Source organism: Pseudonocardia kujensis (genome assembly GCF_021283305.1).
GTDB classification, from domain to species: domain Bacteria; phylum Actinomycetota; class Actinomycetes; order Mycobacteriales; family Pseudonocardiaceae; genus Pseudonocardia; species Pseudonocardia kujensis.
In genome coordinates, this window is sequence record NZ_JAJSOK010000022.1 from 57,566 (window position 1) to 71,037 (window position 13,472).

A 13,472-nucleotide genomic window follows, 5' to 3' on the forward strand; every position below is an offset into this window, starting at 1 on the left:
CATGAGATCCGTCGCGCTCTCCCCCGCCGCCCGCACGCGGGCGCTGGAGGACATGGGCCGGGAGGAGCTCGACGTTCTCGTCGTCGGTGGCGGTGTCGTGGGCAGCGGTGCTGCCCTCGACGCCGCCACCCGCGGCCTGCGCGTCGGCCTGGTCGAGGCACGTGACTTCGCCTCCGGGACGTCGAGCCGTAGCTCGAAGCTCATCCACGGCGGCCTGCGCTACCTGGAGATGCTGGACTTCCGGCTCGTCGCCGAGGCCCTCCAGGAACGGGGGCTGCTGATCCAGAAGCTCGCCCCACACCTGGTCCACCCGGTGCCGTTCATCTACCCGCTCCAGCACCACCTCTGGGAGCGGCTGTACGCCGGCACCGGCGTGGCGCTCTACGACACCCTCGGGCTGCTCTCCGGGGAGTCCCGGGGCGTGCCGCACCACCGGCACCTCACCCGGCGCGGCGCACGGAAGATCGTGCCGTCGCTGCGCAAGGACGCCCTCGTCGGCGCCCTGCAGTACTACGACGCCCAGGTCGACGACGCCCGCCACACCATGTTCGTCGCCCGCACGGCGGCGGCCTACGGGGCGCGCGTGGCCAACCGGGCACGGGTGGTCGGGCTGCTCAAGGAGTCCGGCCGCGTCATCGGCGCCGAGGTCCACGACCTCGAGACCGGCGACACGATCAAGGTGCGGGCCAAGCAGGTCATCAACGCCACCGGCGTGTGGACCGACGAGACCCAGGGCCTGGCCGGCGAGCGCGGCCGGTTCCACGTGCGCGCGTCCAAGGGCATCCACCTCGTGGTGCCGCGGGACCGCATCCGCTCGGACTCCGGGCTGATCCTGCGCACCGAGAAGTCGGTGCTGTTCGTGATCCCGTGGGGCCGGCACTGGATCATCGGTACCACCGACACGGACTGGGACCTCGACAAGGCGCACCCGGCCGCGTCGAAGGCCGACATCGACTACCTGCTCGAACACGTCAACTCCGTGCTGGAGCAGCCGCTGACCCACGAGGACGTCGAGGGCGTCTACGCGGGGCTGCGGCCGCTGCTGGCCGGGGAGTCGGAGTCGACGTCGAAGCTGTCCCGCGAGCACGCCGTCGCCACCCCGGTACCGGGGCTGGTCGTCGTCGCGGGCGGGAAGTACACGACGTACCGGGTCATGGCGAAGGACGCGGTCGACGCGGCCGTGCACGGCATGGACGCCAAGGTCCCGGAGTCCGTGACCAAGGACGTGCCGCTGCTCGGCGCCGAGGGCTGGGAAGCGCTGCAGAACTCGGTGCACGTCATCGCCGAGCGCTCGGGCCTGCACCCGGCCCGGATCCAGGACCTGCTGTGCCGCTACGGGTCGCTGATCGACGAGGTGCTCGAACTGGTCGCCGAGGACAAGACCCTCGGCGAGCCGCTCGCGGGGGCGCCGGACCACATCCGCGCCGAGATCGTCTACGCGGCCAGCCACGAGGGTGCCCGGCACCTCGACGACGTCCTCACCCGCCGCACCCGCACCAGCATCGAGACCTTCGACCGCGGCCTCGGCGCCGCGCAGGAGGCCGCGGACCTGATGGCCCCGGTGCTCGGCTGGACCGAGGAGCAGAAGGCCAAGGAGGTCGAGCACTACCGCGGGCGGGTCGCCGCCGAGCGGGAGAGTCAGACCATGCCCGACGACGCCACCGCCGACTCCGCCCGCATGGGCGCACCGGACGTGGTTCCCGTCAACTGATCCCGCGAGACCGTCGCATCATGGTTCCATAACGCGAATTCCGACCGCGCCTTTTCGCGTTATGGAACCATAATGCGCTCTCGGGGGCCGTGGATTCGCGTTGTGGAGCCATACTGCGTGGCCGCATCCTGGCCCCTTCTCGCGGTACGGTGCCCGCCCGACCTGGTGTCCGACGCGAGGAGGCCCCCGTGACCACCATGCTCACCCGCGAGCGCGCGGACCTGTTGGAGTCGCTGCGCCGGCACCGCGGGTTCCTGCGGCAGACCGTGGCGGGCGTGAGCGAGGAGCAGGCCCGCACCCGGAGCACCGTCAGCGCTCTGACCCTCGCGTCGCTGATCAAGCACGTCGCCGACACGGAGCAGGGCTGGGTCGACTTCGCGCTCGGCAAGCCGGGGGCGATGGGCGGCGACGCCGACTTCGACGACGGGTTCGACGCGGACGCGATGCGGGCCGCGATGGAGTCCGGCGAGTTCGTCGACCCCCGGTTCGTGCTCACCGACGCCGACACCCTCCCCGCCCTGCTGGAGCACTACGACCGGGTCGCCGCCGCGACGGACGAGCTGGTCGCCACCGGCGACCTCGACGCCACCCGGCCCCTGCCCAGCGCCCCCTGGTTCGAGCCCGGCGCGGAGTGGTCGCTGCGCCGGGTGCTCCTCCACGTGATCGCCGAGACCTCCCAGCACGCGGGCCACGCCGACATCATCCGCGAGGCCATCGACGGCGCGAAGACGATGGGCTGATCCGCACGGGACCGCCGCGGCGGCAGCGCTCTCGTCCCACTCGCCGCGATCATGGGGCGTGATCCCCTGCACGTGGCCGGCAACATGGTCGATCCGAGCGGCACAGGACCGCGGTGCTGGTAACGCTGTGGTCACACTCGCAGTGATCATGAGACGGGCCTCGGTGAGGAGCGACCTCACCCACCACCATGATCATTCGAGCGCGACGAGGTTGTTGTGCCGGGAGCGCTCCCGGCACGCTCGCAGCGATCATGGGTGACGGGCCGGCGGAGCCGGCCACACCCACGAGATCGAGCCGAGCGGCACAGGACTGCTGCGCCCACAACATTGCGGTCACCCTCGGAGTTGTCCCGGGCGAGACGTCAGGGCCCGATCGGTGCGGGCGTCACCGTGCGGTGGTCGGCGAAGCGCTCCGGTCACGTTCGCTCGCTGCGGCGCGGTCGGTCTGCAGCAGGCCCGCGGCAGCCGCGGCGCGGGTGATGGTCTGGAGGGGGCCGTCGGTCTCGCCGGGGACGGCGCCGGGGGTGAGCAGGACGGCGAGGTCGACGCCGGCCTCGTGCATCGCCGCCGCGCGGGCGGCGACGGTCTCCCCCGTGCCGACCGCGCAGAGCCGGTGCACCGCCTCGTCGGGTACCAGGGCGAGGGCGGCGCGGCGGTCGCCCGCGCGCCACAGCTCGGTGGCGCGGGCGATCTCCGGGAAGACGCCGGCGAAGGAGCCCGCGTGGGTCGGGACCATGGCGTACTGCAGGCAGAGCCGGCGCAGCCGCTCCGTGCCCTCGGGCAGCCGGTCGCCGGCGTAGGCCCAGAAGGACACCATCGCCCACACGCTGCCCGGTTCGCGGCCGGCCTCGCGTTCCCCCTCGCGGACCAGGGCCAGCTCGGCCGCGATCTCGTCGACCGGGCACCAGGTGAGGAACACGCCGTCGGCGACCCGGCCGGCGAGCCGCAGCATCTTCGGGTTCATCGCGCCGACGACGATCGGCGGTGGCTCGGGCGGAAGGAGCGTGGCCCGGAAGCCCTGCGTGCGCGGATGCTCCACGGAGACCCGCTCTCCCGCCCAGGCCGCCCGCAGGACGCGGACGTAGCCCTCGATCGTCGCGAGCGGGCGGTGGTGCGCGCGGCCGTGCCAGTCCTCGGTGACCATCGGGCTGCTCGCCCCCAGTCCCGCGAGGATGCGCCCGGGAGCGGCGGAGGCGAGCGTCGCGAAGCCCATCGCGGCCAGCGCGGGCGAGCGCGGGTAGACCGTGGCGATCCCCGACCCGAGGCGGATCCGCGAGGTGCTCGCGGCCAGCACCCCGAGCATCGAGAAGACCTCGGGCCCGGTCACTTCGCCGACCCACGCGGAGTCGTACCCCGCGTCCTCGGCCGCCCGGACGAGCCGCAGGTACTCGGGGACACCGAGCCCGTCGTCGACGGGCAGGGCGACACCCAGCCTCACGGGAGCACCTGGCGCCGCACGTCCCGGGTGTCGTACCAGGTCGTCACCCCGGTGATCCGCCCGTCCCGCAGGTCGAACACGTCGAGCGCGGAGAAGCCGACGGGCCGGCCGTCGGCGAGCTTCCCCTCGAAGTCGATCTCGGTGACGATCGCCTCGGGGGTCTCGATCCAGCGCGTGACCCGGTCGGAGTGCTCGGCGTAGTCCGCCAGGACCTTCGGGAAGTGCGCGAGCGCCGCCGCCCGCCCCACGACCGGCTTCGCCCCGACCGTGTGGATCTCGACGTCCTCCGCGAAGACCTCGGCGAGGTCCGCGAACGAGTCGGCGTTGATCGCGGCGAAGTAGCCCTCGACCGCTGCCCTGCCCGGGGACCCGGCACTCACGACCCCACCAGCTTCCTCAGCTCCGCCATCGCCCGGAACGACCACTTGGCCAGCGACGGGTCGCCGAACGCCGTGATGTTCCACATGACCAGGTGCTCCAGCCCGGCCTCGCGGTACTCGTACAGCTCCTCGGCGACCTGCTCGGGGGTGCCGCAGAAGGCGTAGTGCCGCACGACCTCCGGCGGGATCGCGTCGATGATCCGCAGGGACTCCTCGCGCGGGATCGTCGTCGGGATGAAGTCGTGGAAGCCCGAGCCCGCCTCGAGGGGCGGCTCGACGCCCAGGTCCCGGAACACCTGCGAGGGCAGCAGCACACAGAGCGCCCGCACCAGCGGCGCCTCGGTCAGCCGCCGGACGGTCTCCTCGTCCGGGCCCATGAGGAGGTAGCCGAGCATCCCCGGGGTGATCTTCGAGGGGTCGCGGTCGGCGTCCTGCGCGGCCTGCTGGATCGTGGTGAGCGCCTTGCCGTAGTCCGGCGCGGTCATCTTGGTGGGCAGCCAGCCGTCCGCCTTCGACCCGGTCAGCCGCAGCATCCGCGGACCGTGCGCAGCGGTCCAGATCTCGGGCGGAGTGTCGCCGAAGGGCGACAGGCCCAGCACCGCCTTGTCCAGCGTGTGGAACTGCCCCTGATAGTCGACCGGACCGTCGGCCTCCCAGAGCAGGCGCATCACGTCGATGCCCTCGGACAGCCTGGCGACGGGCTTGTCGAAGGACATCCCGTACGGCGTGACGTTGAGCTTCTCCCCCGACCCCAGCCCGATGATCGCGCGCCCGCGCGTCACGTGGTCCAGGGTCAACGCCGTGGCCGCGGCCATCGCCGGGTTGCGCCGGATCAGGTCCGTGACGACCACGCCGACCTTGATCCGCTCCGTCTGCGCCCCCACGACCCCCATCATGACCATCGGGTCGAAGTACGTGTGCGGGTTGGCCTGGGCCTTCGCCAGCGGCGTGAGGTCGGGGGTCCACATGGTGTCCGCGTGCCAGCCCATGAGGTGGTCCGGCCACCACACGGCGTCGTACCCCTCGGCCTCGCTGCGCTGCGCGAACCTCACCGCCGCGTCCGCCGGGGGCATGATCTGGCCGGGGACGCCCAACTGCAGGCGGTTCACGTCTCTAGTACCTCCACCCGTCGCCGAAGGTCGGGATCCGGGCGCCGAGGTAGTCCTCGACGCAGGTCAGGGCGGCCCGCGCGGCCCGGTCGGTGCCGATGCCGCGGCTGCGGAAGGTCTCCGAGGCGAACCACAGCCCCTCGACGTTGGGCGCCCGCCAGTGCGGCCGGTACTTCCCCACCAGCCCGGGCATCTGGATCACGCCGAAGCTGGGCTCGAACACCAGGTGCCGGCGCCGCCAGATCGGCTTGGCGAATCCCGGCCACATGACCTCGGCGTCGCGCTCGAACGCCTCCATCGTGGCGCGGCACCACTCGCGGTCCCGGCCCTTGGCGCCGGGGATGATCGCGCCCATCACGTGCAGGTGCGTGCCCTCCGGCGAGCACGACGGGTCCATCGCGGACTGGTCGAACATGAAGCCCGAGCACTGGGTCGACGGCGTCGACGTCCAGGTCGCGAGCTCGCGCGGGTCGAACTGCGTGACCGGCTCCTCGGTGGCCAGGTAGAGCCCCAGCCACGCGATCCGGAACTTGTCCTGCGCCAGGAACTCGATCTGGCTCGCGTACCACTCGGGCAGCGCGGAGCGCGGGACCACGTTCAGCACGGTCCACACCGGCAGCGTGGAGATCACCGCGGGTGCGGTGAGGATCTCCTCCTCGAAGAACTCGTTGGGCAGCACCTTGGGCTCGCGGCCCACCGCCACGCCCTGCACCGCCCCGTTCTCGATGATCACCCGCTCGACCGCCGTCCCCAGCCGCAGCTCCCCGCCGTTCGACGTGATCGCGTCGGCGAGGTCGCGCCAGATCCCGTCCCAGCCCTGGCCGGGCCAGCAGGAGTAGGCCGCGGTGTTGCGCTCCTCGAAGTGCATCTTGCGCACGTAGAGGTTGTCGCTGGCGGAGTGGTCGTACCAGTTGTCGGTCATGCACTCCAGCACGGAGATGAACTCGAACAGGTCCACCACGCCCTGGTCGTCCGTGTACTGGTGGATCCACTCGCGCAGCGAGCGGTCGTCCCAGTCGTCGAGGTCCTCGTACGGCGTCTCGACGAGGGCCTTGATCACCTTCTTGAGCTCGGTCCGATCCGTGTACCGGTCCCGGACGGAGCCCCAGCCCTTGCCGTTCTCCCAGATCGGCATGTCGTTGCTGACCTCGCCGTGGATCAGCTCCTTGCCGACGTGGGAGAACACCTTCGTGATGCCCGACCCGCCGTCCTCGATGAGGTGCCCGCCGAGGTTCACGGTGAACCCCTCGTCCGGCACGGCCATGGCGCGCCCGCCCAGATAGGGGCTGCGGTCGAGCACCACGACCCGCTTGCCCTCCTTGGCCAGGAGCGCTCCCGCGGAGAGCCCGGCGGCCCCGGCCCCGATGACCACGACGTCGTAGCTCGGCATGACACCTCTCTCTACCAACCGACCGTTTGACACGGTGTCACGGCAGGACGGATCACGCAAGCGCCCGCTTCCGGGAACCGGCGTCCGGCTCACCGCGCACGGCGGATCCGCACCGTCCCCGAGACTGCCCGTGCCCCGCCCGTCACGTCCAGCCAGACCTCGCAGTCGACGAGGTCCCCGTCGACGGCCGTGACCCGGCCGCCCGCGACGACCCGGTCGCCGGCGACCACGTTCCCGTGGAACCGGAAGCGCGAGGCGACCACCTGCCCGTACCCCTCGAGCAGGGTGTGGACGTAGCCCAGGTTCAACGGCCCCTGGTTCACCACCCGCGATCCCATGCCCAGCCGCTCGGTCACGGCCGGGTCGAGATGGATCATGTTCGGGTCCCGCAGCAGTGCCGCGGCGATCTTCATCTTCTCCGGGTCGACCGACTCGACCACGCGCTGCGCCAGCAGGTCCCCCACCTTCACGCCCGCACCGCCGAACGACGCGGGAACACGTAGGTCGGCCGGACGGTCACGTGCACCCGCCCGTCCGGACCAGTCAGCTCGATCCGCACCGTGACCAGGTCGAACACGCCCGTCCGCGCGCCGGTCTTGCGGCAGGCGGCCTCGACGACACAGGTCACGGCGTAGTCCACGTCGAGCCGCAGCGGCTCCGCGAAGTCCACCGCCCACTCCCCGAGCATCGGGCCGTCGGCCGAGGACGCGCCGAAGACGGCGAAGACCTCCTCGAGGCTCAGCCCCACGCCCCCCTGCGCCGCGAGGAACGCGAACGTCGGGTGCGCGAGGCCCGGTTCGCCCGGCGGCGCCCCCAGCGCGTCCCGGAGCAGCCAGTCCGCGTAGTGCTCGACGCGTGCGGTGCCTCCGGGCATGCTGTGACCGACGGTGCCGGCGAGCTCCTCCTCGGTGATCACGGGGGCAGCGTACCTACTGGTCGGTTGATAGTCAGCTTCCTCGACGCACCCCGGCGCCGTTGCTACGGTTCGACTGTCAAACGGTCGTTGGACAGATCGGAGGCCGACGCGGATGCCGGACACCACCGTTCCCGACCTGCTCGAGCGCCGCGCGGTGGACGCGGCGGACCAGGGTGTCGTGTTCCCCGACGGCCGCGAGACCTATCCCGAACTGGCCCGGTCGACGCGCCGGCTCTCCGCCGCGCTCTGGGCGCTCGGCGTGCGGGCAGGGGACGCCGTGGGGCTGCTCCTGCACGGCTGCCTGGACAGCTACCGCCTCTGGCTCGCCGCGGCCCGGATCGGTGCGGTCACGGTGCCGCTCAACCCGAGGCTCAAGCCCCGCGAGCTGAGCTACATGATCGAGAACGCCGACCTGCGCCTGCTGGTCACCACCGCCGGGTTCGCGCCGGTGCTGCACGAGGCGCTTCCCGGGCTGGCGGACGGCGCATCGGGCCGGCTCGCGCTCGACGCCGCCCCGCTGCTGCGCGCGGTGGTCGCGCTGGACGAGCCCGCGGTCGGGCTCCTGCACGGGCTGGCCGGGTCCGCGGACCCGGCCTCCTCGGATCTCGACGCGGCCGACGAAGCCCGACGGGCGCTCCGGGCGTCCGACCCGATCCTCATGCTCTACACGTCCGGCACCACCTCGCGGCCACGCGGCTGCGTGCACGATCACGCCTCGCTGGTCGCCGAGGGTGGGGCCGTGGCGGAGCGACTCGGCCTGCGGCCCGACGACCGGTTCTGGGCGCCGCTGCCGATGTTCCACTGCGGCGGGTTCGACGTGGCGATCGCCGCGCTCGCCGGGCGCTGCGGGATGGTGCACGTCGGCACGTTCGAGCCCGGCCGGGCCCTGGACCAGCTCGAACGGGAGCGCTGCACGATCGGCTTCCCCGCCTTCGAGACGATCTGGGTGCCGGTCCTCGAGCACCCGCGCTTTCCCGAGGCGGACCTCTCCGCCCTGCGACTGGTGATCAACGTCGGCGCGCCCGAGCGGATGCGGGCCATGCAGGCCCGGCTGCCGCAGGCCGTGCAGACCTCCTGCCTGGGCATGACCGAGTCGTTCGGGTTCTGCTGCATGGGCTCGCCCGCCGACCCGGCCGAGGTCCGGGCGACCACGAGCGGCGTGCCGCTGCGGCACATGGAGGCACAGGTCGTCGACCCGGAGACCGGGGAGCCCGTACCGCCGGGGGTCCCGGGCGAGTTCCGGTTCCGCGGCGCCTCGCGGCTGGTCCGCTACCACCGCGATCCCGAGACCACCGCGGCCCGGATCGACGCCGACGGCTGGTTCGCCTCCGGCGACCTCGTCGTCGCCGACGAGGCGGGGCGATTGCGGTTCGTGTCGCGGCTCAAGGACATGCTCAAGGTCGGCGGCGAGAACGTGGCCGCCGCCGAGGTCGAGGGCTTCCTCTGCGAGCACCCGGCGGTCGGGCTGGTCCAGGTCGTCGGTGCGCCGGACGCCCGCTACGGCGAGGTGCCCGCCGCGTTCGTGCAGCTCAAGCCGGGCGCGACCGCGACCGAGGAGGAGCTCATCGCCTTCTGCCTCGGCCGGATCGCGACCTTCAAGGTGCCGCGGTACGTGCGGTTCGTCGTCGACTTCCCGATGTCCGGGACCAAGGTGCAGAAGTTCCGCCTCAAGGAGCGGCTGGCCGACGAGCTGAAGGCCGCGGGCATCACCGAGGCCCCGGTCCTCAGCTCCCGGGCCGGGTCGTGACCCGCGGTGCCTCGGTGACGCCGCGCTGCTTCAGCTCGTCGGCGATCCGCTCGCGCAGCAGGTACTTCTTGATCTTCGTGCCGGACATCGGCCACTCCCCCGGCGCGACCCACCGGACGTAGCGCGGTACGCGGTAGGTGGCGATCCGCCCGACGCAGAACTCGATCAGCTCCTGCTCCGTGGCGGTCGCGCCCGGCTTGAGCTGCACGAACGCGGCGGGCACCTCGACGTAGTGGGCGTCGGGGGCGGCGACCACCGCGACCAGGTCCACCGCGGGGTGCCCGAGCAGGTACCCCTCGACCTCGGCCGCGGCCACGTTCTCACCGCCGACCTTGAGCATGTCCTTGAGCCGCGAGCGGAAGGTGAGCCGCCCGTCCGCGTCGGCCACGACGAGATCGCCGGTGTGGAACCAGCCGTCGGCGTCGATCACCTCGGCCGTGCGCTCCGGGTCGCGGAAGTAGCCGTCGAAGGCGGTGGGCCCGCGGAAGAGCAGCTCGCCCTCGGTGTCGGGCGGGAGATCGGCGCCGGTCTCCGGGTCGACGACGCGGACCTCCATCCCCGGCATCGGGTGCCCGCCCGTCGTCACGCGCTTGTCCAGCGGATCGTCCGTGCGGCCGAGCGAGAGGAAGGCCGACGACTCGGTCATCGCCACACAGGACACGTGCACCGCCCTGGGCAGCCGGGAGGCCATGTCGCGCAACCGCTCCGGCACGCCGACGGCCATCACCAGGCGGATGGCGGACAGGTCGAGGTCCGCGAAGTCCGGCCGGTTCAGCACGGGCATCCAGATCGTCTCGAACGCGGCCAGGGCCACGGTGACCCGCTCGGTGGTGAGCAGCTCGAGGGTCGTCGCGGGGTCAAAGTAGCCGGGGTGGACGAAGGCGGCCCGCGCGGCGAGGCAGCTGAGCAGGAACGTGATGCCGCCGCCGTGGAAGAGCGGGATGGCCGTCCAGACCCGGTCCGCGGGGGTGAGCCCCATCCGCTCGCCGATCCCGTCGGCGAGCCGGGTGAGGGCCTCGTGGCTGAGCATCGCGCCCTTCGGCGCGGCCGTGGTCCCCGAGGTGTAGACGACCACCGCGGTGTCCCGGACGCGCACGCCGGGCTGGCGTGCCCCCACCTCCTCGTCCGTCCCGGCCGAGCGGTCGGCCGCCGCGATCGAGTCCGGGTCGTCGAGGACGAGGACGTGGTGCAGCTCCGGCGCGCCCTCCGCCGTCGCCTCGCGGACCAGCGGGACCGAGGCCTGGTCCGTCGCCAGCACCCGCATCCCGGAGTGCACCACGATCTGCCGCAGCTCCACGGCCTTGAACCTGGCGTTGACCGGCACCGAGACCGCCCCGATCTTCGCCGCCCCGATCATCACCGCGACCAGGTCGACCGACGCCGGGAGCAGCGTCCCCACCCGGTCGCCGCGACCGACGCCGAGCCCGAGGAGCCGGCGCGCGTACCGCTGCGCGCGCTCCGCGAGCTCGGCGAAGGTGACCCTTCCGTCCGGGAACACCAGCGCCTCGTCGGCCGGGTGCTCGGCCGCACGCCGGTCGACGAGGTCGCCGAGGGTGGTCGGGGCGATCCAGCGGCGGGGCATCAGCGGTCGAACTCCACGATGCCGCGGATGATCGTGCCCGCGTGCCTGTGGCGCAGGAGGGAGGCGTGCGGATTCACGGGCGGGTCCTCCTCGGGGGATCCTCGGGGCGGACCACCTCGCCGTGGCCCGCGACACATTGTCTACCGACCGACCGGTAGCCGTTTCAAGAGCCGGGTTGACGAACGTTCGCCGGGCCTGTCGGATGGTGATGTGAGTGCATCAACGACGAGCCCCACGGTGGACGGCGCCGCGCGGGACGCCATCGCGCAGGCCGTGGTCGGCCGCGACCGCGAGCTGACCCTGGTGCTGGCGGCGGTGGCCGCCGGCCGCGACATCCTGCTCGAGGGCCCGCCGGGGACGTCGAAGTCGACGATGCTACGGGCCATCACCGAGCACTGGGACGTGCCGTTCGTGCTGGTGGAGGGCAACGCCGAGCTCACCCCCGCCCGGCTCGTCGGGCACCACAACCCCGCCCGCGTCCTGCAGGAGGACTACTCCGCGGAGAACTTCGTGCCCGGCCCGCTGGTCGAGGCCATGCAGCGCGGCGGGTTCCTCTACATCGAGGAGCTCAACCGCGCCCCGGAGGACACGCTCAACGTGCTGCTCGGCGCGATGGCCGAGCGCGCGGTCACCGTGCCCCGCGTCGGCACCCTCACGGCCGGTCCGACGTTCCGGGTACTGGCCTCGATGAACCCGTTCGACAACGTGGGCACCGCCCGGATCTCCGACTCGGTCTACGACCGCTGGTGCCGCCTGGCCGTGGGCTACCAGTCCGCCGAGGAGGAGGGCGACATCGTCGCCCGCCGCACCGGCTGCGAGAACCGGGCCCTGATCGACGACGGCGTGGCCCTGACCCGGGCCACCCGCGTCCACCCCGAGCTGCGCCGCGGCTCGTCGGTCCGCGGGGCGATCGACCTGGTCGCGATCGCGATGGAGCTGCAGCGCATCGACCCGGGCGCGGAGCACAGCCGGGTCGTGCTCGACGCCGCCCTGCTGGCCCTGTCCGCGCGGGTCGGGGTCGACGAGGCCTCCGACGCCACGCCGGAGCGGGTCATCACCGAGATCTGGGAGAACCATTTTTTCTCCGCCCCCGGCGGGCAGCGCCGGGCCCGCACCGCCTGAACCTCGACCCCAAGGACATCGCCGTCGCGCTGCCCACCGCCGACCCCGGTGAGCGACGGACCCTGGCCCCGCTGCGGCGCAAGCCCAAGCGCCTCGACACCGCACCCGAGCTGTTCTCCCAGGGCAAGGGCGCGCCCGTCGTCGCCGAGCTGAACCCCGACCGTTCCGGCGGGCAGGACGAGCTGCCCGCCGGCGGGCAGGGCGTGCTGGTGACCTCGCAGACCGCGCGGCAGCGCGAGCTCGGCGAGCTGCTCGAGGACACCCCGCCCGACCCGGTGGTCGCCTCCATGGCCCAGGCCATCGCGCGCCGGTTGTCGGTGCGCCGCCGGCCCCGCGACGCCCGCGCCGAACGCGGGACCGGCGCGCTCGCGTCGGTGCCCTACGCCTACCGCTCCGACGACATCGACCTCGACAAGACCATCGAGATGCTCGCCGAGCGGCCGGTGCCCGAGGACACCGACATCATCGTGCGGGAGCGGATGAGCTCGCGGCGGGCCGCGGTGCTGATCGTCGACGTGTCCGGATCCATGCGCGGGGAGAAGGTCCGCATCGCCGCGGCCACCGTCGCCGCGCTGTCCGCGGACCTGTCCGGGGCCTCCGACCAGCTCGCCCTGGTGGCGTTCTGGTCCGACGCCGCGGTGCTCAAGCCGCTCACCACCCCGGCCACCCCCTCGACGCTGCTCGACCAGCTGCTGCGCATCCCGGCCCGGGGGCTGACCAACGTCGGGTTCGGGCTCTCGGTCGCGCACACCGAGCTCGCCCGCTCCGCCGCCCGCCGGCGCACCGCCATCCTGCTCACCGACGCCGTGCACAACGCCGGCCCCGACCCCCGCGACCTCGCCCGCCGGTTCGGTGAGCTGCACGTCCTGCTCGAGACCGACGGCGAGCACGACCTCCCCCTCGGCCGCGACCTCGCCCGCCTCGGCCACGGCACCCTGCACCCGGTGCACACCCACCGCGACGTCGCCCCCGCCCTCAACCGCATCCTCAACCGCTGAAGGAGAAGAACACCCGATGAGCCCCGTGATCGTCGTCGCCACCATCTCGCCCAAGCCCGGCGAGGAGCAGGCCGTCCGGGAGGCGTTCCTCGCCGCCATCCCGAAGGTCCACGAGGAGCCGGGCTGCGGGAAGTACGCCCTGCACGAGAGCACCGGCGACTCGACCGACCTCGTGTTCGTGGAGCGCTGGGAGTCGGCCGAGGCGCTCAAGACCCATGGCGCCGCACCGGCCCTCGCCGAGGTCGGCGCCGCGCTGAAGGGCCGGCTCGCCCGCCCGCTCGACGTGAAGACCTTCACGCCGATCCCCGCCGGCACCCCGGAGCAGGGCACGATCTAAGT

At 72.8% G+C, this 13,472-nt stretch carries 13 protein-coding genes; 6 read left to right on the plus strand and 7 right to left on the minus strand.

What is annotated here, in order from left to right:
* Position 1 precedes the first annotated feature (1 nt).
* Positions 2 to 1,711 (plus strand): glycerol-3-phosphate dehydrogenase/oxidase, encoded by a 1,710-nt coding sequence (locus LWC35_RS17365; protein ID WP_232871190.1) that lies wholly within the window; start codon positions 2 to 4, stop codon positions 1,709 to 1,711.
* A 197-nt stretch (positions 1,712 to 1,908) separates the two neighbouring features.
* A complete protein-coding gene (locus LWC35_RS17370; protein WP_232871237.1) occupies positions 1,909 to 2,451 on the plus strand; it encodes a DinB family protein in 543 nt (180 codons plus the stop codon).
* A gap of 385 nt (positions 2,452 to 2,836) precedes the next feature.
* On the opposite strand, the gene LWC35_RS17375 is transcribed toward LWC35_RS17370, so the two are convergent.
* The 6 genes from LWC35_RS17375 to LWC35_RS17400 all read right to left on the minus strand — a co-directional run bounded on the left by LWC35_RS17375 (position 2,837) and on the right by LWC35_RS17400 (position 7,684).
* Positions 2,837 to 3,889 carry an LLM class flavin-dependent oxidoreductase gene (locus LWC35_RS17375; protein ID WP_232871191.1) on the minus strand — a complete coding sequence of 351 codons (1,053 nt, stop codon included), beginning with the start codon at positions 3,887 to 3,889 and terminating at the stop codon, positions 2,837 to 2,839.
* A complete protein-coding gene (locus LWC35_RS17380; RefSeq protein ID WP_232871192.1) occupies positions 3,886 to 4,269 on the minus strand; it encodes a nuclear transport factor 2 family protein in 384 nt (127 codons plus the stop codon). Before LWC35_RS17380 ends, LWC35_RS17375 begins: the two co-directional genes overlap by 4 nt.
* Positions 4,266 to 5,378 carry an LLM class flavin-dependent oxidoreductase gene (locus tag LWC35_RS17385; RefSeq protein ID WP_232871193.1) on the minus strand — a complete coding sequence of 371 codons (1,113 nt, stop codon included), beginning with the start codon at positions 5,376 to 5,378 and terminating at the stop codon, positions 4,266 to 4,268. The genes LWC35_RS17380 and LWC35_RS17385 overlap by 4 nt, the downstream gene beginning before the upstream one ends.
* A 4-nt stretch (positions 5,379 to 5,382) precedes the next feature.
* On the minus strand, positions 5,383 to 6,768 hold the full coding sequence (locus LWC35_RS17390) for a phytoene desaturase family protein (RefSeq protein WP_232871194.1): 1,386 nt from the start codon (positions 6,766 to 6,768) through the stop codon (positions 5,383 to 5,385).
* Between the two features lie 89 nt (positions 6,769 to 6,857).
* Positions 6,858 to 7,238, minus strand: a complete 381-nt coding sequence (locus LWC35_RS17395; protein ID WP_232871195.1) for a hotdog family protein — start codon at positions 7,236 to 7,238, stop codon at positions 6,858 to 6,860.
* Positions 7,235 to 7,684 (minus strand): hypothetical protein, encoded by a 450-nt coding sequence (locus LWC35_RS17400; RefSeq protein WP_232871196.1) that lies wholly within the window; start codon positions 7,682 to 7,684, stop codon positions 7,235 to 7,237. The genes LWC35_RS17395 and LWC35_RS17400 overlap by 4 nt, the downstream gene beginning before the upstream one ends.
* A 112-nt stretch (positions 7,685 to 7,796) precedes the next feature.
* Here LWC35_RS17400 and LWC35_RS17405 point away from each other — a divergent pair, with 112 nt between their 5' ends.
* A complete protein-coding gene (locus LWC35_RS17405) occupies positions 7,797 to 9,431 on the plus strand; it encodes an AMP-binding protein (RefSeq protein ID WP_232871197.1) in 1,635 nt (544 codons plus the stop codon).
* Here the strand turns inward: LWC35_RS17405 and LWC35_RS17410 are convergent.
* Positions 9,409 to 11,013 carry a class I adenylate-forming enzyme family protein gene (locus tag LWC35_RS17410; RefSeq protein WP_232871198.1) on the minus strand — a complete coding sequence of 535 codons (1,605 nt, stop codon included), beginning with the start codon at positions 11,011 to 11,013 and terminating at the stop codon, positions 9,409 to 9,411. The genes LWC35_RS17405 and LWC35_RS17410 overlap by 23 nt on opposite strands.
* Positions 11,014 to 11,250: 237 nt before the next feature.
* Here LWC35_RS17410 and LWC35_RS17415 point away from each other — a divergent pair, with 237 nt between their 5' ends.
* The 3 genes from LWC35_RS17415 to LWC35_RS17430 all read left to right on the plus strand — a co-directional run bounded on the left by LWC35_RS17415 (position 11,251) and on the right by LWC35_RS17430 (position 13,470).
* Entirely contained in the window at positions 11,251 to 12,135 is an 885-nt protein-coding gene (locus LWC35_RS17415; protein WP_232871199.1) for an AAA family ATPase, read from the plus strand.
* A gap of 209 nt (positions 12,136 to 12,344) precedes the next feature.
* Positions 12,345 to 13,133: a vWA domain-containing protein gene (locus tag LWC35_RS39320; protein ID WP_308194571.1), complete on the plus strand. Its 789-nt coding sequence runs from the start codon at positions 12,345 to 12,347 to the stop codon at positions 13,131 to 13,133.
* 16 nt (positions 13,134 to 13,149) lie between these two features.
* Positions 13,150 to 13,470, plus strand: coding sequence for a putative quinol monooxygenase (locus LWC35_RS17430; protein WP_232871200.1), 321 nt, complete (start codon positions 13,150 to 13,152; stop codon positions 13,468 to 13,470).
* The last annotated feature ends 2 nt before the right edge of the window (positions 13,471 to 13,472 follow it).